The organism is Chryseobacterium sp. (assembly GCF_022869225.1).
Classification (GTDB): Bacteria; Bacteroidota; Bacteroidia; order Flavobacteriales; family Weeksellaceae; genus Chryseobacterium.
Window position 1 is genome coordinate 627,623 of the sequence record NZ_JALIHL010000001.1, and the last position, 20,330, is coordinate 647,952.

Annotated in this window: 10 protein-coding genes; 9 read left to right on the forward strand and 1 reads right to left on the reverse strand. The window is 40.9% G+C overall.

Annotated features, from left to right (window positions below):
• Nucleotides 1-15: 15 nt before the first annotated feature.
• On the reverse strand, nt 16-2,151 hold the full coding sequence (locus tag MUW56_RS03005; protein WP_292011794.1) for a hypothetical protein: 2,136 nt from the start codon (nt 2,149-2,151) through the stop codon (nt 16-18).
• Nucleotides 2,152-2,985: 834 nt separating this feature from the next.
• Between MUW56_RS03005 and MUW56_RS03010 the strand changes: the two genes are divergently transcribed.
• From MUW56_RS03010 to MUW56_RS03050, 9 genes are read left to right on the forward strand one after another with little or no spacing between them, the layout of a single operon-like run.
• A complete protein-coding gene (locus MUW56_RS03010; RefSeq protein WP_292011795.1) occupies nt 2,986-6,510 on the forward strand; it encodes a beta-ketoacyl synthase N-terminal-like domain-containing protein in 3,525 nt (1,174 codons plus the stop codon).
• Entirely contained in the window at nt 6,504-10,049 is a 3,546-nt protein-coding gene (locus MUW56_RS03015; RefSeq protein WP_292011796.1) for an SDR family NAD(P)-dependent oxidoreductase, read from the forward strand. The genes MUW56_RS03010 and MUW56_RS03015 overlap by 7 nt, the downstream gene beginning before the upstream one ends.
• Nucleotides 10,050-10,067: 18 nt before the next feature.
• A complete protein-coding gene (locus MUW56_RS03020; RefSeq protein WP_292011797.1) occupies nt 10,068-14,321 on the forward strand; it encodes a beta-ketoacyl synthase N-terminal-like domain-containing protein in 4,254 nt (1,417 codons plus the stop codon).
• On the forward strand, nt 14,309-14,608 hold the full coding sequence (locus tag MUW56_RS03025) for an acyl carrier protein (protein WP_002977699.1): 300 nt from the start codon (nt 14,309-14,311) through the stop codon (nt 14,606-14,608). Before MUW56_RS03020 ends, MUW56_RS03025 begins: the two co-directional genes overlap by 13 nt.
• Entirely contained in the window at nt 14,599-15,381 is a 783-nt protein-coding gene (locus MUW56_RS03030) for an alpha/beta hydrolase (RefSeq protein WP_292011798.1), read from the forward strand. Before MUW56_RS03025 ends, MUW56_RS03030 begins: the two co-directional genes overlap by 10 nt.
• Nucleotides 15,374-16,582, forward strand: coding sequence for a nucleotide disphospho-sugar-binding domain-containing protein (locus tag MUW56_RS03035; RefSeq protein ID WP_292011799.1), 1,209 nt, complete (start codon nt 15,374-15,376; stop codon nt 16,580-16,582). The genes MUW56_RS03030 and MUW56_RS03035 overlap by 8 nt, the downstream gene beginning before the upstream one ends.
• Before the next feature lie 34 nt (nt 16,583-16,616).
• Nucleotides 16,617-17,777: a nucleotide disphospho-sugar-binding domain-containing protein gene (locus MUW56_RS03040; protein ID WP_292011800.1), complete on the forward strand. Its 1,161-nt coding sequence runs from the start codon at nt 16,617-16,619 to the stop codon at nt 17,775-17,777.
• Between the two features lie 15 nt (nt 17,778-17,792).
• On the forward strand, nt 17,793-19,064 hold the full coding sequence (locus MUW56_RS03045) for a condensation domain-containing protein (protein WP_292011801.1): 1,272 nt from the start codon (nt 17,793-17,795) through the stop codon (nt 19,062-19,064).
• Nucleotides 19,061-20,314: a hypothetical protein gene (locus MUW56_RS03050; RefSeq protein WP_292011802.1), complete on the forward strand. Its 1,254-nt coding sequence runs from the start codon at nt 19,061-19,063 to the stop codon at nt 20,312-20,314. The genes MUW56_RS03045 and MUW56_RS03050 overlap by 4 nt, the downstream gene beginning before the upstream one ends.
• Nucleotides 20,315-20,330 lie beyond the last annotated feature (16 nt).

Here is a 20,330-nt window from a genome sequence, read left to right on the forward strand (position 1 = left end):
ATTATAACGTATTCTTTAGACTTTAACTTCCAAATTATTTGCAAATTCTTTTAATTGGGAAGTAGCATTATCAAGCTGTAGAGAATAAGTAGTAAAGTCAATTATGGATTTCCCAAATGTATAAGTCAGTTTTTTTGGAGACAGCGATTCATACAAAAGGGCTGTCAATTCATTATCTAAACTAAAATATTCAAGTAAGAATTCCGGGGTAAGTTTTTTATCTTTCCAAAGCCAGAAAATTCCTTCAGGGGTTTGCATCGTACCCCGGTTCACCATATTATCGACTTCATTTATACTTCTTACGGGATATTTAAAAATATTCCCACAAAACAAGCGGTTACTCAATACAATTACTCCTTGTATTTTTTCAACACCGTTAAGATTAACACCACATCTGGTTTCTAACTTCTTTTTTAATTCACCCACATTAAAATCTTCAATGATCAAATCCAGTTGTTTCTCAGCTTTTTTAACATAATCATAAGTTGTTCTTAAATCATATGAACTCACAGGATGCAAGGAGTGCTTACATTCAAATACCAATAAAACATCTCCAAAAACAGCAAATTCGTCAAGATCTGAAAAATCAATATTTGTTTCTGAAAAACATTCTATTGAAGCTTTTTCCAGTGATGCATGCAACCTCTCAACCAGCGGATCAATACTACCATCATTTAGCAATTGAGTATTATTTAGTTTATATTGTGAAGCATATAAATTTCTTATTGTATTTGAATTTGCAAAAACTGACAAAGACAATAAGAAGTGATCTTCAATAAACAACACAGGTTGATACTGTAAATCAAAAATCACATCGAGATCTGGTTCCCAACAAATCACATCAAGAAAGGGATCAATTTTATCTGCTGATAAAAATTTTCCAAAAAACTCATGAAATACATCTTGCAGAAAACTAGGAATTAGTGACCGTAGTAAAACCATTGTTCCTATTTTTCCTTTTTTGTAAATTCCTTTTTTAATCAGTAAATAAAAAAGGATAAACACTCTGCGAACCTTCATAAATTCTGTTATTGTCAGGTCCTTATCAATTTTTATCTTATCAAGATCCTCAAAATTCAAAAGCTGTTCCTTAAAAACAGAAGAAAGATAAATAACCTCTTCTCTGAACAGCTTATCAGATTGTATGAATTCATCCACTATAAAATCAAACAACTTGTCTGGCACTCTCAATACATACCTTACATAATCATGAGTATTTACAAGTTTAAAAAATTCAAATAAATCCTGTCCATTTAATTTGTCAATTATTTCTTCCAGTGAAACAATTTCATCGTAATTATGAATTCTGTCATTCATTAGTTGCAGATCAGTTCTTATATATCCCAAACGGATTGCTTTTTCAAAATCCTCGAAAGGCGGCTTTATTGAAATTCTATCTTCAATGATCTCACAGCTGTAGTCAAAATGATCTATTAATATTTCAAATTCTTTACAATCCAAGCTATAACAAGTGGGAATAATCAGTCTTGATAGATCTCCAGACATGATAAATTCGTCCGCTATAAAAACAGTATCTATATTTCTCGTTTTTACCCTATCTGTATAAAAATAAATTAAAAACGATACTGCAGAGGAAATTTCTTCTTTCGTTCTTCCTGAAAGACTTGACAAGTCATTTTTACTCTCCCGGATATGATCTGTCAAAAACAGATAATCCACAGCAGCCAGCAATGTCTTAATCAAAGACCTGCCTTTATATTTTCTTTCAAATGCATGTATTTCTCTTAAAATATGCCCCTCAAAAAGGTTAAGCGAATCACCTACAACCGAATAATTAACAATTGATTTTAAATAGTTTTCAATTGAGCTGCTCATCCATTCAAACCCCAAACACCTATTTAAAATTTCTGTTGCAATATTTTTTATTATACATTTTTTATTAATATACTTAGAATATCTAAACAGTCCCTTTCTTCTTATTTGGTTAAAGACATTGTCGCAATCAAAATAAATGGTGAATATCAACGTATTCCTTGCGGTTAAATAATCACCCGAAGCCATTGCCTGCTCGGCTTTTTTAAAGACTTCCTTAATTTGTTTTTTTGATGGAACTTCGATCTTTTTTTCTCTTAGGCTGTTAATTAATTCTGATGTATTAACTTTTTTAAAGTTGATCTCGCTGCTATTCATGGTATGAATTTATATTTTGAATTTTTGTTCACATCTATAGTAATCCACCGCTCAATATACTTCAAATAAATTTTTTTGCCAGAAAAAATCTATTTTTAATCCTTTCTTAAAAATCTATCTGTTTATTGATCAAAAAGATAGATACAATTCACAAATAATTAAAATTAAATCACAATACGTTGATTAGTTTTATATAAATTCGCTTCTCTATTTTACCAGATTGATAAAGAGTATTCTTGCAATTCCGGAGTCTATTCATAGTATATTATCTTTTTGTAATATTCCAAAAACAAATCTCTTATTATTGAAATATTTTATTTTTTATTGTTATCTTTGTGTAGCATTAATTTAATTATAAACATTTATATTTATAATTATCCAGATTGTACCCGCTTGTTCATAAGAATAAGAAAATAAACTATATACTTTAATATCATTTAAACAATTTATATTTTTTGTTAAAAAATCATTACAAAATTGCATTTATGATTGAAGATATAATATAAATTTATTATTTTTATTCCCGCATAACAAACAATTGCTCTTTATGCCGATAGGTTTCGCGTTTTTGTTATAAGCTCCCAGACGATCACTTCAATACCATAAATGCTATGAAAAACTTCATTACAATCGGGCTGACCCCCTCAGAACAGACGGATTTTAATCTTATACCTGATAACTTCGGAAATAAGAGCATCAGTACAACCAATACTCTCATTATTAAGGATTTAATATTATAATACCCTTATAATTAAAGATATAACAAAACTAACTACTTTTAATTCCTTCATAACAGATCCTTACTTATTCTACCAATAGGTTTAGATTTTTGTTATGAAAACTCCTGCTAACATCATCAAAGCAATGAAAAACTTAACCATTATTGGACTAACTCCTTTTGAAAAACCGGACGTTAGCCTTATGCCTAAATTACATCTGGCGGGTGCATTCCCTGTCCTAAGTTTAGGACGGGATTTAATGACCGCTCAGGAAGCACTTCACCAACTTGGCCAGACCGATATCCCTTCTTATGGTATTTACTATCCTACTGATAAATTAGTAACCCTCCAGATTCCGGATAAGGTAAAACTGGCTATCCTTCCCATGGGAGTAACAATCAATTGTTCCCCGGAACTTTCTGTAATATACCAGGTAACCAGCCTGACAGAAGCCAGACACGCCCAGCAATTGGGAGCGAAAGGTATTATTATAAAAGGAAATGAAGCCGGCGGCCTGGTAGGCTATGAATCAACCTTTGTATTGTTCCAGCGCATCATCAAAGAAATCACTTCCATTCCTGTATGGGTACAGGGAGGAATAGGTCTTCATACCGCAGCTGCTGTAAAGGCACTGGGAGCGACGGGTGTCGTATTAGACAGCCAGCTGGCCCTGTTTCCAGAGAGTTCCGTGCACCGCGACATTAAAGACGTATGTTCAAAACTGAACGGTACAGAAACTAAAATCATAGCCAATCACCGTGTACTGGTAAGGCCTAATTCGCCTATCCTCCCCGAAAACAGTACTGCAGAGGAACTGCAGCAATATTTTACCGACCTTGACCTCAGCAAGAGCTACATCCCCATGGGGCAAGACATATCTTTAGCCATAGATCTCTATGAGGATTTCAAAACCCTGAAAAAAATGGTTTTCGGATTCAAAGAAGCAATGCACGGCCATTTGAAACAGGCGAAAGCTCTTCAGGTGATTGATAAGGACAATACTATGGCCCGGGATCTTGGTCTCCATTATCCTATCGCACAGGGGCCGATGACCCGTGTAAGTGATGTCCCTTTATTTGCCAATGCTGTAGCGGAAGCAGGAGCTTTACCGTTTGTTGCCTTATCCTTGCTGAAAGGAGAATCTGCAAAATCTTTGGTAATGGATACCAAAAAACTGGCTGGTGAAAAAACATGGGGTGTGGGTATTCTGGGATTTGCACCGCAAGAATTAAGAGAAGAACAGACCTCTTATATATTAGAAGCCAAACCTCCTGTAGTTTTAATTGCAGGCGGAAGACCAGCTCAGGCTAAAGTATTCGAAAAAGCTGGAATAAAATCATTCTTACACGTTCCTTCCCCTGCCCTTCTGGATATTTTCCTGAAAGAAGGTGCCAGAAATTTCATTTTTGAAGGACGTGAGTGCGGAGGCCACGTAGGTCCCCTTTCAAGTATGGTTCTTTGGGAAAAACAAATTGAACGGATCTTAAAAGAAGACCACCCTGAAAACATCAGTGTCTTTTTTGCAGGAGGGATTCATAACGCATTTTCAACCGCATTTGTTTCTATCATGGCTGCACCATTAGCTGCAAGAGGAGTAAAAATTGGTATATTGATGGGAACCGCCTATCTCTACACCCATGAAGCTGTACAGACCGGAGCCATTCAGGAGGAATTCCAGTCGCAGGCTATGCAGGCGAAAGATACGGTCTTATTGGAAACAGCTCCAGGACATGAAACCCGCTGCTTAAATACCGCATTTGCCCATCATTTCAATACAGAAAAAGCAAAACTTCTTGCTGCAGGAATGGACAAAAAGCAGGTATGGGAACAGCTTGAAAAATTAAACGTAGGCCGTTTACGAATTGCGGCTAAAGGTATAGAACGTCAGGGTGATAAGCTTGTCAACATTCCTAAAGACGACCAACTAGACTTAGGAATGTACATGATCGGGCAGATAGCAACGATGCATAATCGTGTGATCTCATTAGCAGCTCTTCATCAGAATATTATTGACAATTACGAACATATTCAGGATGCAGCACTGCCAGAAGAACCGGTATCCACAGAGAAACCTCTGGATATCGCTATTGTAGGAATGGAATGTATTTTCCCGGGCGCTAAAAACCTGGATGAATACTGGAGAAATATCATTCTGGGAAAGGACAGTGTTACCGAAGTACCGGATGAGAGATGGAATAAAGATCTTTACTACCATCCTGATTCTGACGGACCGGATGTCTCTCACTCCAAATGGGGAGGATTTATTCCTAAAATTGATTTCGATCCGTTGGCATTTGGTATTCCACCACAATCTCTTGCTGCCATTGAACCTACACAGCTGTTAACTTTATTGGTTGCTAAACGTGCAATGGAAGATGCAGGATATGGTGAAAAACACATCAACAGAGAAAACATTTCTGTCATTATCGGAGCTGAAGGAGGGAATGACCTTGCCAACAGCTATAGTTTCAGAGGATATTATAAGCAGGTTTTCGGTGAACTTCATGAAGAAGTAAAAGAAGCCTTCCCACATACCACAGAGGATTCTTTCCCGGGTATTCTGGCCAATGTGATCGCAGGAAGGATCACGAACCGTCTGGATCTTGGCGGCAGAAACTTTACTGTAGATGCAGCGTGTGCTTCTTCATTAGCCGCTATTGATCTGGCTTGTCAGGAACTTGTGTTAGGAAAATCCGATATGGTTCTTGCAGGTGGAGCAGATTTACACAACGGAATCAATGATTACCTGATGTTCTCCAGTACTCACGCCCTTTCCAGAAAAGGAAGATGTGCTACTTTTGACGGTGAGGCAGACGGTATTGCTCTTGGAGAAGGTATTGCCATCCTTGTTTTAAAAAGATATGAGGACGCTGTATGTGATGGTGACCGTATTTATTCAGTAATCAAAGGAGTTGGCGGATCTAGTGACGGTAAAGCATTGGGATTGACTGCTCCAAGACAAATAGGCCAGGTAAGAGCATTAGAACGTGCTTATTCCCAAGCTGGTATCAGTGCTGCTTCTGTAGGTTTAGTGGAAGCTCACGGTACAGGAACTGTAGTAGGTGACAAAACAGAATTAAGTGCATTGACTAATTTATTCAGCCGTTCAGGGGCATTGCCTGGGCAGACTCATTTAGGTTCTGTGAAAACACAGATCGGACATACCAAATGTGCGGCTGGATTGGCAGGTTTAATCAAAGCTTCCCTGGCAGTATATCACGGGGTAAAACCTCCTACTCTTCACCTTCAACAGCCTAACGCTTATTATAATGCACAAACCAGTCCCTTCTCTTTCCATGCAGAAAGTGGACTATGGACTGAAAAGAACCGCTATGCCGGAATCAGTGCTTTTGGATTTGGAGGAACAAACTTCCATACGGTCATTGCCAATCACCCAAAACAAAATGACTCTATAGCCATGCAGTCATGGCCTTCAGAACTATTTGTTTTCCGTGGAGATACCTATGAAGAAGCGAAAGGACAATTGGGACAGGTCAAATCTTTATTAGAGATCAATGATGGACTTCCCTTAAAAGATATTGCTTACAGTTTAAGCATAAGCTCAGAAAAGACAATCCAGTTAAGCATTGTTGCTGATACTGCAGAAGATCTGATGATGAAATTGAACTGGTATTGCTAGGGATTGAAACAAAAGACACCTTTACCGTGAATAAAAAAGAAGGTAAAGTAGCCTTTTTATTCCCTGGACAAGGCAGCCAGAGAATCAATATGGCTCGTGACTTATTCGTCGTTTTCCCGGCTATGCGTAAGATTATTGATGAGTATCCTGAACTTGAAAAAGTGGTTTTTCCATCTAAAACCTTTAACGAAGCTGATTTAAAACAACAAAAAGAAACCATTAAAGATACCCGTTTAGCACAACCCCTTTTAGGAATTGTAGACCTTGCATTAGCTCAATTCCTGGAGTCACTGGGCATTATTCCGGATATGCTGGCAGGTCATAGCTATGGTGAAATACCGGCTTTATGTTTTGCAGGGGTATTTGGAGAGGATCAATTGGTTGACTTAAGTGTTCAGAGAGCTCACTCTATTTTAGATTCCGTAGAAGGTGGAGATCCAGGCTCCATGCTGGCAGCAAGTGCTACCCACGAACGTTTACAGCCGGTCATTGCTAAAGTAGAAGGATGTTATCCGGTCAACTTTAACGCTCCTACTCAATGTGTTATTGCAGGAAGTACAGAAGCAATCAACAAATTACTGGAAATCCTTAAACAGGAAGGTATTTCTGCTAAAAAACTAGAAGTAGCCTGTGCATTCCACAGCCCGTTATTGGCAAAATCCAAGGATTTATATGCTCATGTATTAAAAGACGTTCCTTTCCAGGAAATGCAGATTCCTGTATGGTCCAATACTACTGCGGAAGTATATCCGGCGAATCCATCTGAAATAAAAGAAAGACTTACTGATCATCTGGTACAGCCTGTAAGATTCGTAGAGCAGCTTCAGGCAATGTACAACGATGGCGCAAGAATTTTCATCGAAGTAGGACCAGGAAAAGTACTTACCGGATTGACTAAATCCTGCCTGGAAAAAGATCAGCTGACTTTATATGTTGAAGACAACAGCCGCAATAAATTCAGTCACCTGCTTTGCATGTTGGCACAATATTTAGGAACTGGCCGAAGCTTCAGTATTGATAAACTTTTTGATGGCCGCAGCGTTAAGGTTATTGATCTTAACCAACCTGAGCTTTACAAGAAGAGCCCAGCCATCTGGCATGTTAACGGGCAGACTGCCCACCCAACTCATGGTAATCTGCCATCTAATGGTGCTTTACCACTCATAAACCCTATTCCCATGAACAATTTTACTAATCAACCACAGGCCCCTGCAACTGAAGCTCAGTCTACTGCTGAACGTATGCTGCAGGAATATTTAAACAGCATGAAATTAATGATACAGGCACAGCGTGATGTGATGCTTTCCTTTATGGGACAGAATCCTCAGGCATTCCCTGCTCCTGTATACAATGCTCCGGTACAGGCTCCGGTTCAACAGCCAATATCTGCCATTCCGGTTCAGCCTGTTCAGCAGGAAAGACCGGTAGCCGTTGCAGCTGTGAAACAAGTTCCATCAAGAGATATCAAATCCTTATTACTGCAGGTGGTAAGTGACAAAACAGGATATCCTCAGGAAATGCTGGGTATGGAAATGGATCTGGAAGCGGATTTAAGTATTGATTCCATTAAAAGAGTTGAAATCATCGGAACACTTCGTAATGAACTGGGAAGTCTGGGTAACGGAAATACCAGTGAAGATACCGTTATGGAACAATTAGCAGGAATAAAAACCTTAAGCGGTCTTGTTTCATGGCTTACTGAATATACAGGAACAGAAACTTCTGAAGCTCCTGAAAAAAACGGATCAGCAAATGAACCTGCAGCTTCAAAATTACCAACTCAACCAGCATTCTCTCTCGAAGATCTTCAAAATGCTATTCTGAATATTGTAAGTGAAAAAACAGGATACCCGAAAGAAATGTTAGGTCTGGACTTAGATCTGGAAGCTGATTTAAGTATCGATTCCATTAAGCGTATGGAAATCATTGGTGACCTTAAAACCAAGATCGGTTTTGGTCAAAACCTTGAACAGGCGGATGATGTCATGGAAAAACTGGCTGCCATTAAAACACTTCGCGGTCTGGCAAGCTGGATCAGCGAAATGAATGGTGAAACCAACGAAGCTACTCAGGAAACAAAAGAAACAAATACCGCAGAACCAACCCAAAATGTACTTTCACGTCTTCGTTTTGATATCACACCGACTGACGCTTCTCTAGTACAAAATACAGAAGTATTGCAGGGGAAACGTTTCGCCATCACTCAAGATGACAGCAAACAAACGTCTGCAATCAAAGAAGCGTTGGAAAAACATGGAGCCATCGTGGAATTAGTAGATACAGAAAAAGATCTTTCAAACATTGATGGATTAATTATGTTAGACCTATTCTCCGCAACGGATAAACCAAGCATTATCGATCACGTAGATCTGATCAAAAAACTGGATTTTGATAAAGCAAAATGGGTGTACCTGATTTCAGATATCCCGGCACACCTTCAGGAAATAACGGATGCCCGCGTATTGCGTCATCATCAGGGATATCCGGGTCTGTTCAAGAGTTTAGCAAGAGAGTTTGACCATACTACTTGCAGATTGATCAGTCTAAGTACTCCTCAGGAAGTGGATCAGATTGCTGAAATTACTTTAAAGGAAATCCTTACTAATGATAAACCTGCTGAAATTATTTACAAAAATGACCAACGACATAAAGTAGATATCATTCCTTCTCCATTGTCAACCAGCCTGGAAGAAGTTCATATCCAACTGGATCAGAAATCTGTTGTTTTGGTACTTGGAGGTGCACAAGGGATTACCGCTGAACTGGCAAAACATATGTCCCAAGCTTATCCCTGCACTTATATCCTGGTGGGAAGATCAGCAGATCCAAGAAATGAAGCCTCTTCTCTGAAGGAATTTGAAGGAATGAAAACCAAGGAAGAAATAAGAAGCTTCCTTATCAAATCCGGCCAATTCACTTCTCCTGCAGAAATAGAAAAAGAAACAACAAGAGTTTTCAAAAACAATCAGATCCTGCGCACAATCCGTGATATGGAAGCGCTTGGGAACACCATTATTTATCAATCATTAGACCTTTGCGATGAAGAAGGTTTAGGTAACCTGATCAGCAGTATTTATGAAAAATACGACCGTCTGGACGGAGTGATTCACGGAGCCGGTCTTTTGGAAGACAAGCTTTTCAAACAGAAGACCACCAGTTCTTTCGGACGTGTATTCGATACGAAAGTAAAACCTTTGCGTGTATTGGCAGAACAACTGCGTACAGATTGCCAGTTTGTGGTTCTTTTTTCAAGTATAGCTTCAGTATATGGTAACAAAGGCCAGACAGATTATGCTGCGGCCAACAGTGTACTGGATGATTATGCGAATGCTTTAAATAAAAGATTAAAAGGAAAAGTAATCTCCATCAACTGGGGGCCTTGGAAAGGTGCCGGAATGGTTTCTTCCACCCTCGAATCAGAGTACGAACGCAGAGGTATTTCTATGATTCCATTGGATGAAGGGAAAGAAACCTTCCTTAACGAGATCAAATACGGAACTGAAAGCCAAGTGCTGATCATGTCAGGAAACAATTGGTAACCCTCTGTATAAAAAAGTATGAAAAAAACAGATGTTGCTGTAATTGGTCTATCCTGTGTCTTTCCCGGGGCACAGGATGCCAACACTTTTTGGCAGAATATTGTCAATAAAGTCGATTCTACCGAGCTCGCTCCGGCTGATCGGATCGATCCGGTTCATTTTAGTGATGCGACAAGTCCCGTTGATCGTTTTTATTGTCAGCGTGGAGGGTTTATCCCTGATTACACCTTCGATCCTACCGCGTTTGGTATTCTGCCATTGGCTGTTGAAGGTACGGAACCGGATCATTTGCTGACCCTTGATCTGGTACAGAAAGCACTGGAAGATGCAGGGGTATTCCAAAAGAAGGTTTCTCTTGAAAAAACAGGGATTATCATCGGTAAAGGAAACTATACCGGTCCCGGAGCTACCCGGGCTATTGAAATTGTAAGAACCGGCGAGCAGATCTCCTCGTTACTGCAGGAATTACTGCCTCACGTTTCTTCTGCAGACATTGAAAAGGTAAAACATGCCTTCCAGGAACGTAAAGGACGTTTTGCAGCAGATACTGCCATGGGATTAATTCCCAATCTTGTTGCCTCTCTTGTAGCCAACCGCTTCAATTTAGGCGGAGCCGCATTTACCGTTGATGCCGCTTGCGCCTCTGCTTTAATTGCTGTAGATCATGCCGTACAGGAACTTCAGAGAGGTCGTTCCGACATCATGATTGCAGGAGGCGTACACACAGGACAGAATGCCGCTTTCTGGAGTATTTTTGCCCAGCTGGGAGCCATGTCTCATCAACAGCAGATCAAGCCGTTCAGTATAGATGCTGACGGTCTATTGATTGGTGAAGGCTGCGGTTTTGTAGTCTTAAAAAGATTGGAAGATGCCGTTCGGGATCAGGATAAAATCTATGCTGTGATTAAAGGGGTGGGCGTAAGCAGTGATGGTAATGGAACCAGCGTGATGAGTCCTTCAGTAAAAGGTCAGTTAAAGGCTTTGGAACAGGCATGGATCAATGCTGATTTAGATAAAAATAAAGTAGGATATCTTGAGGCTCATGGCACAGGAACTCCCCTTGGAGATAAAACAGAGCTTCAGACCTTAGCTCAGTTCTTCGGAAAAGAAGAAGCGGCCCCGGCAGCAGGGATCGGATCGGTAAAGTCCAATATTGGGCATGCTATGCCGGCAGCCGGAATTGCAGGATTGATTAAAACCTGTTTAGCATTACATCACGATACTTTGCCGCCAACCTTATATTGTGAGAATCCCACTGCAGAGATGCAGAACACAAGATTTGAACCCGTACAGGAAGCCAAAAACTGGTCAAAAACAGGACTGCCAAAAGTAGCTGCAGTGAATGCTTTCGGATTCGGCGGGATCAATGCACATGTTGTCCTTGAAGGCTATGATATGCCGAAAAAAGATCATGTGTTGATATTGGCAAGACCTAGCCATGAAGAACTGCTTTCAGCATTACAAAATAATGAAACGACCATTGGTGAAGGTGATTTCAGAGTTGCTATCTTCGATCCTACTCCCGCAAGAGTAGAAAAAGCCATTAAAATTGTTTCCAAGAATATTACCTGGAGAAACAAACAGGATATCTGGTATACTTCTGCTCCATTATTAAAATATGGCGGTAAAGTAGCTTTTGTATTCCCTGGCTTAGACGGCCTGGCAAAAGGTGAGGTAGATAGTGTGAGCCGTTATTTTGGATTAACAGCTCCTATCGAAACGGAAGGTGAAGGACTTTTAACCGACGCTTTAAATATCTTCAACAATTGCAGTATCCTTGATCATTCACTGAAAAAACTGGGAATTATCCCAGATATGAATGCCGGACACAGTTTAGGAGAATGGCTGGCGGGTTACTCTTCAGAATTAGCGGAAGCCAACTCTGTGAAAGCATTAATTGATGTGCTGAATCCTGAAACATTTGAATTAAAGGATTCCAAGTTCATTGCCATCGGAGCGGGAATTGATGTTATAAAACCTTTTATCACTGAAATTTCAAACCTTTATGTTTCCAATGACAATTGCCCTAATCAGGTGATTCTTTGCGGAAGCAATACAGCTCTGGATGAATTAGTGCCTTTGTTAAAAGCAAAACAGATCTTCCATCAGGTATTGCCATTCCAGTCCGGATTCCACTCTCCTTTTATCGCGGATAAACTGGATGTCATCCTTGCGGGAATGGAAAAGGCACAGTTCCAGCAGACAAAAATACCATTGTGGTCTGCTACCACATTAGAACCTTATCCTGCAGATCAGGCAGCGATCAGAAAACTGAGTGCCGAGCATTTGGTGCAGCCTGTTCGTTTCCGTGAACTGACAGATAGATTATACGAAGAAGGTGCAAGAGTCTTCATCCAGGTAGGCACAGGAGGTCTGATCGGATTTATTGATGATACCTTAAAGGGGAAAGCCTTCAGTACGATTGCTTCCAGCGTTCCTACTCGTTCCGCATCAGCACAACTACAACGTGTAGTCGCTTCATTATTTGTAGAAGGGAAAACAATCGCTCTTGATTTTCTGGAGATTCAGAATCATTCTAAAAGACCATCAGGAAAAGGCATTAAGTTGGAATTAGGGTCGCCTATTATCCGTAATTTTAAAGAAGTTAAAGCACTGGCTCAATCTTTTGAGGCACCAAAACAATATACCGCAACCGCTTCATCCATTGCCACAAAAAGTGGTCATCCACTGGTACAGGCATTCCAGGACAACGTTGCGGATATGATCCGTATGCAGGAAGAAGTACTGACTTTATTCCAGAACCGTCCGGAAATTACAATCCAAAGACCTACCCCTGTAGTTCCTACAGCTCAAAAGGCATCAAGAAGTACAACCTTCTCAAAAGACTTGTATGTAACCCTGGAAAGTCATCCTTACCTGATCGACCACAGCTTATTGAGACAGCCTAAAGGATGGGCTCATGTCGCTGATATGGAGCCGGTGATTCCGATGACCATGATCTTTGAGCAGCTTGCAGAAATTGCGGAAGCTGAAGCTCCGGGAACGCAGGTTCATAAAATCATGAACGTAAGTGTATTCCAATGGATGAACGTTGCCAGTCCTTTTGAAAAAACAGTAAAAGGAGAATGGCGCTCACCGAATCACGCTTATCTGGATATTGATAATTTTGCAAATGCAGAGGTCCTATTGAAGTCTTCTCCTGTACCTGCACCTGTATTCAACCTTTCCATCGGTGATCTTTTGCCCATTGAAAGAACTCCGGAAGAGATCTATGACATGCACATGTTCCATGGAGATCAATATCAGGGAATTACTGAAGTTTCAGCCGTTGGAAACAAGGGAATTGTAGGAAAAATCAAAGGAAACGGCGGTAAAGGTTCTTTATTGGATAATGCAGGACAGTTATTCGGGCTTTGGCTTCAGCTTACTTTGGTGAAAGACCGTATTGCATTCCCCGTGAAAATCAGAGATATTGAATTCTTCGGAGATATGCACGATCAGGAAGGTATTTTTGAATGTACCTGTATGCTGACCGAGCTTAATGATGAATTTGCCATCGCCGATATCATCCTGAAAAGAGACGGAAAAGTATGGTGCGCCATTACCGGCTGGCAGAACAGAAGAATGGAAATTGATGCTCCGTTATGGAATGTTTCCATGTCACCGCTGCACAACCGTCTTTCTGAAGAGATTGCTCCTGAAGTATTCTTCTTCCACCAGGCGTATACCAGAGTCGCTTCATGGGATTTTATCCTGAAAAGATATTTCAACCAAACGGAAAAACAGCATCACCAGCAATTATTACCCAACAAAAAGAAAAACTGGATGGTAAGCCGTGTAGCGGTGAAAGATGCTGTAAGAAACCTTCTTCGCCAGGAAAAAAATCATGCCTGCTTCCCAATCACCTTTGAAATCCGTTCCGATGAAGTGGGGAAACCTTACCTCATCAGTGATTTTACGGAAGACATCCATATTTCTTTAGCTCATAAAGGCAAAGAAGCCGTGGGCATTGCGAGATATGGAAAATCTGTAGGAATCGATATGGAGCTGATGGAAGAACGCAGTTCAGGATTCTACGACATGGTATTTACCGACAAAGAATTAACCTTATTAAAAGACAGAGATCAGGCAGAATGGACCACCCGTTTCTGGGTAGCCAAGGAAGCTTACGGAAAATTCCTGGGAACAGGACTGAAAGGAAATCCTAAAGCCTTCGAAGTCGAAATGATAAAAGACGATCACCTGTGGATCAACAACATTGAAATCAAAACTATTAAACATCAAAATTATATCATCGGATGGACACTGTAAACGCAACATTAAAAATGAACCACGAAGAACTATTCACTCTTTTAAAAGGTTTTATTACTGAAGTGATAGGCGCTGAATTTGTAGAAGAAATGGATATTACTCCTGAAAGTTCATTCACCAAAGATCTTGAAATGGACAGCATCGAGATTGTTTCTTTTTCTGAAAAAATCAAAGCGCATTTTGGCGATCAGATCGACTTTACAGGTTGGTTATCTTCTATGGATCTTGACCAGCTTATTAATCTTGACCTTAGTATGATCATCAATTATATCTACGAATGCCAATAATCACGGTCAATAACAGACAAGTTCATATACAGGAACTCAACAAAGGTGCCGAACAAACCGTGGTATTGATCCACGGTATGTTCAGTAACCTGTCCATTTATTATTTTAATATTGCCCCTGTGCTGGCAAAGCATTTCCATGTGGTGATGTACGATCTGAAAAGCCACGGAATGAGTGAGCGATTTTTGAATGGTTATGACCTTGAGAACATGTCATCCGATCTGATCAGTTTAATGGATCATCTGCAACTGGAAAAGGTACATCTTGCAGGATACAGTTTCGGGGGGCTCATCGCCCTGAAAACGGCATTGAAATATCCGGAACGCATCCATCAGCTGGTGATCACGGAAGCTCCTGATCCCAAAGACGACAAAACGCGTAATATTATGGATGAATACAGCAAAGAGTTTCTTGAACATTATGTAGCCAATTTTACGGATACCACAAAAGTTCAAATGGGCAAAAGGCAAATGGAGAAAAACCATCGTATGTATGAGTTTTTATTTGAACAGACCAGCATTAAAGCAGATATGATCAGGGAAAAACATTTTCTTGTAGAAGTTCCGCTGCATAAACTGACTGCTCCTACATTGTTATTGTATGGCGCTGATTCCAACTGCAGACCTACAGGAGAATGGCTGCAAACACAGATCAGTGGATCTGAACTTGAATTAATACCGGGCGATCACAACATTCCTATCCAGGAACCTCATCTGATCGCAGAAACCATCGCTCAATTTTTATCTAAAATCTTAACACAAAACCATGGCTAAATTTGCATTTATAGTTCCACCATTGACAGGACATGTCAACCCTACCCTAAGCATCGGTGCTACACTACTGGAAAGAGGACATGAAGTAGCCTGGATCAGCCTTGACCCTACTTTAGAGGCTAAACTTCCCGAGGGAGGAAAATTATTACTGATCCAGTACGATCAGACCGACGAAGAAAAGAAAGAAAGTGAGCAATATCTCGATATTATTTCCAAAAAAGTGGTGTATGGCATAGACAGCGTTAAGTTCCTTTACGAAGAGGTTCTTATTCCGCTGAACAGACATTGCTATAAAGGGATTGTTGCTTTATTAAAAACAGAGCAGCCCGATTTGATCATCGGTGATCATCAGCTATTTGCTGCCCCGGTTGCGGCAAAGGCTCTTGGAATCCCTTATGCAACTTCCGTTACTGCTCCGGCAGCCATTAAAATTATGAATGAGCTTCCTAAGGTACACGAATGGGAAGTGAATCAAATCATCGACTTGCAGAAAGAGCTTGGTTTCCATGAAGAACGTTCTCTGGCGACTTCAGATCTTCTGACCCTTGTTTTAACCTCGAATTATTTCTTTGGTGACATGGAAGATCTGGCACCTCAATATAAATTCACAGGACCAGTTCTCACAGAGCGTCGTATTTCTTGTGAGTTCGATTGGGACAGATTGAAAAATGCTACTAACAAAAAGATCCTGGTAAGCATTGGAACTACCTTCGATCACGATCATAAAAAAGCATTCTTCCAGAAGGTCATTGATGCCTTTAAAGACGAAGATTTAACCGTTGTAGTCGTTTCTGATCCACAGCTTTTCGAGCAGTGGCCGGAAAACTTCATGGTCTATCAGCAGGTTCCGCAATTGGATTTATTACCTCATCTTGACGGTGTGGTATGCCATGGCGGTCACAATACCGTATCTGAAACCTTATCAAACGGAATTCCTTTGGTTGTGATCCCGATTGCGTATGACCAGTCGCATGTTGCAGGACGTGTGGTGCGTACAGAAGCGGGTGAACGTCTTAATTTTAACCGATTTAAAGCCAATCACCTGAAAGAAGCTGTACAACAGATTTTAAATAATCCAAGCTATCGTAAAGCAGCTCAGAAGGTAGGACAGTCTTTTGTGGAAGCCGGAGGTGCAGCTACTGCCGCGAATTTATTGGAACAGGCTATCTCAAAGGCTTCAAAACCTGAAAAACCAGTCTAAGTTTTTATTCGTTATTCCTCCCTTTTTCGGACACGTGAGCCCTACATTAAGTGTAGGAGCGAGTCTGATTGCGCGTGGTCATGAAGTAAAATGGTTCGGGATTACCCCTTTAGACAGCAAACATATTCCTGAAGGAGGTTCTTATTTTTATCCTGAACAAGATCTTATTCCGTATCAGGAGGAAATTGCCCGTATTTTAAAAAGACAGGACGACGGACCGGCATGTTCCGGACCTGAAGTGATGAAACTGGCACTGGAAGAAACGTATGTTCCTTTTGCTAAAATGATGATGCCGGGATTAACCAGACTGACAGAAAGCTGGATGCCTGATGTGATCGTGAATGACTGTATTACTTTTGGAGGAGCCCTTTTTGCCCACAAACATCATATTCCCTGTGTAACCACTACTCCTGTTCCACCGGATGTCATGGGAGATACCGAAAAAAGTGCCCCTAAAATCTGGGAATGGCAGCAAAACCTGATCAAAGACTTACAAAAAGAAGTAGGCATTCATGAAGAAGGTATTTATATCCATTCTCATAAACTGAATATGGTTTTCACCTCCCAGGCTTTTGCAGGGTTTGAAACCGTTCCTTCTCATATGAAGTTTGTAGGTCCGGTGAAAGGCCGTCCGAACGATGCGCCATTTGACTGGGATAAATTGAACGCCTCCACTACTCCAAAGATATTTGTATCATTAGGCACATTGTTGGTGGATATAAGAAAATCCTTCTTTGAAAAGATCATCGCAGCATTTGCCGGCCAGCCTGTTACGGTAGTGGCTGCTACTCCACCGGAAATCTTTGAAGAATGGCCGGACAATTTCATTGTAAACAGCTTTGTCCCTCAGTCTGCGGTGATGCAGCAAATGGATATGGTGATTTGCCATGGAGGTTTCAATACCGTTAACGATACCTTCCGAAACGGATTGCCAATGCTGATCACGCCTATCGCCTACGATCATTTCCATATTGCCAAATTAATTGAGCAGGCAGGCTGTGGAATCAGTATCCGGTACAAGCGGCTGCGTGTGGATGCCCTTCGCGAAACGGTTTTTGAATTATTGGAAAATCCGAAATACAGAGCAGCCGCTCAGGAAGTCCGAAATACATTCACCCTTGCCGGAGGTAATGACAAAGCGGTAGAACTGTTAGAAAATTTTGTACAGGAACATTCAACATTAGCTTCTGTATAACCTATGAATCAACACATGAAAAGAAGATTGTTATTTGGTGAACGCATGTTATTGGGAGACGGAAAAGAACCGTTCAATGCGGTGATCCCTTTCAGACTGAGAGGAACCTTTACACTGGAACACATCCGCAGGGCTCTGGCTCAGATTCAGCATAAACATCCTTGGCTGAGAGCACTCATCAGCTATGATGAAAAAAATGTGCCCTGGTTTGAAGTACCGGAAACTCCTGTAGCCATACCGGTAAGGATTCTGCCCCGTCAAAGTGAGAACCAATGGCAGGAAGAGTCCAGGAAAGAATGGCACCTCCCATTTAACTATGAAAAGCTTCCTTTGATCCGCTTTGTATGGATCAAAGGGGAAGAAGTTTCGGATATGCTCTTTGCATTCCACCATTGTTTATGTGATGGTGGTTCTGCAATGGCCTTTTTATATGAATTTTTACAAGTATTGGATAATCCGTCCGCAGATATCGGGATAGAAAATCCTATTCTGGGCATTCAGGATGTAGTTCCATCGGCTATTTTAAAAAGCCGCAGACAGCAGATGAAGGCTAAATTAATCGGCAGGCTGGCAGCAACAGCTATCAAATGGATCCCTGTAAACAAAAAAGCTGTTGAACGCCAAACCGATTATCTCATCCACTGGAAGCTCGATCAAAAGGTAAGCAAACAGCTCATTGCCTACTGCAGATCCAATGAAATCACGGTGAATACCTTTTTAAGCGCGGCTGTACTGCAGGCCTTCAAAAAAGTAAAAGGAGCTGCAGCTTTCAATAAAGTTTCCTGCCCCGTAGATATCAGGCGTTTTGCTACGCAGATCAAGGAAGATCATATCTTTGCTTTCGGACTAATGATCGTAGTTTCATCTGACCATAAACTGGGCTTTTTAGACAATGTGCGCTCGATGCAGGAATCTGTGGAACGAAAGACCGCCAAGCTTAATCCATATATGACCATGATGGTAATGGAATCCGGGCATGATGCGCTGAATAATTTCACAAAGCTGCTGAAGAACGGAAAATCATCCAACGACTGTATGTTTTCCAATCTGGGGCGCATCCAGATCCCTCACCAGTATAAGGAATTTACGCTGGATACCATTTTCAGCCCTTCCGTGATTGGCCCTTTGGGCAATACCACTACCCTGGTTACCTCTACCTTCAGGGGAGAAATGGACTTTTCACTGGTGGGAAGCGAAGGGTATTTACCATATGTGGAAGCATTGGCCATCCGCGATGAAGTCATGAAGATTATTACCTTACAACTGGAATATTTAGCCGTATCATGATCAAAAGAAAATTAATGATGGTGGAAAGGATCATGTATGTAGATCCTGAAACCCCTTTAAACTGTGTTTATACGGCAAGGATCAACGGAGAGATTCCTGAACGGAATTTTACAATGGCCTTAGCTAAAATCCAGCAGAAACATCCCCTGCTGAGAGCTACCATCGATCATAAAAGTGAACGGTATCCCTTTTTTATTGAACAAAAAGAAATCGAGCCGATCCCACTCCGTATTGTTCCGCGACAGACCGATCAGGATTGGCTGGCAGAATCTGAAAGTGCATGGTTCCGCCTGTTTGAGAACGCGAAAAAGCCACTGGCAGAACTGGTATGGGTACAAGGACAGGATGTTTCGGAAATCCTTTGGGTGATGCCCCACTGCATTTCGGACGGAACAACGGGCGTAACCCTGATGCGGGAACTTCTTGCCCTGCTGGATAATCCTTTTTCTGAACTGCTCCCCTATCAGGCTTTTGACTCCGTTAATGATTTCCTGCCTTCAGACTTTAATACCGGCAGAAAGAAATACAAGGCTAACCTTTATTTGCTGTTCGCGAGAATATTCTTTTCTATCCAGCGGAAAAGCAAAAAAAGAAATCTTGGAAAAAATTACGCCATTCACTGGAAACTGAATCCTGCAGAAACACAGCTTATCACTGAAAAATGCAAAGCCAATGGCATTTCTGTACATGCTTTCCTGTGTTCCTCGGTGATGCAGGCCTTCCGGGATATCCAGGGAAAACGCGCCAAAGGGAAAGTGATCAGTCCTGTAGATGTCCGCCATTTTATTCCGGAGATCAAAGAAGATCATTTGTTTGCTTTTGCGCCAACGGTAGAGCTTTCACTGAAAAAAGGAAGCATGGATGTAATGGACAACGCCAAAGAGATCAAAAAAGACCTCATTGAGAAAATATCCAGAATGGAAGCCCGGGAACTGTTGTGGATGGGAGAACGTATGCACCCCATTGTTGAACGTATGATCAGCATGCTAAAATCCAGTGAAGGCGGGCATGATGTTACCTTATCCAATATGGGTAAGATCAATATCCCGAATGATTACAGAAATTTCAAACTGGAAACCATTTTCAGCCCAACGGTTGCATTTCCATGGCTGAATTCCAACACCCTGGTTACCAGTACGTACAACCAACAAATGGATTTCACCTTTATGTCCAATGAATATTTCCTTCCCCAAGAAGAAGCCCATCAAATAAAAGATAAAGCCACCGAGCTATTGACCACCTCTTTATGAAATTTAAATTTAAACC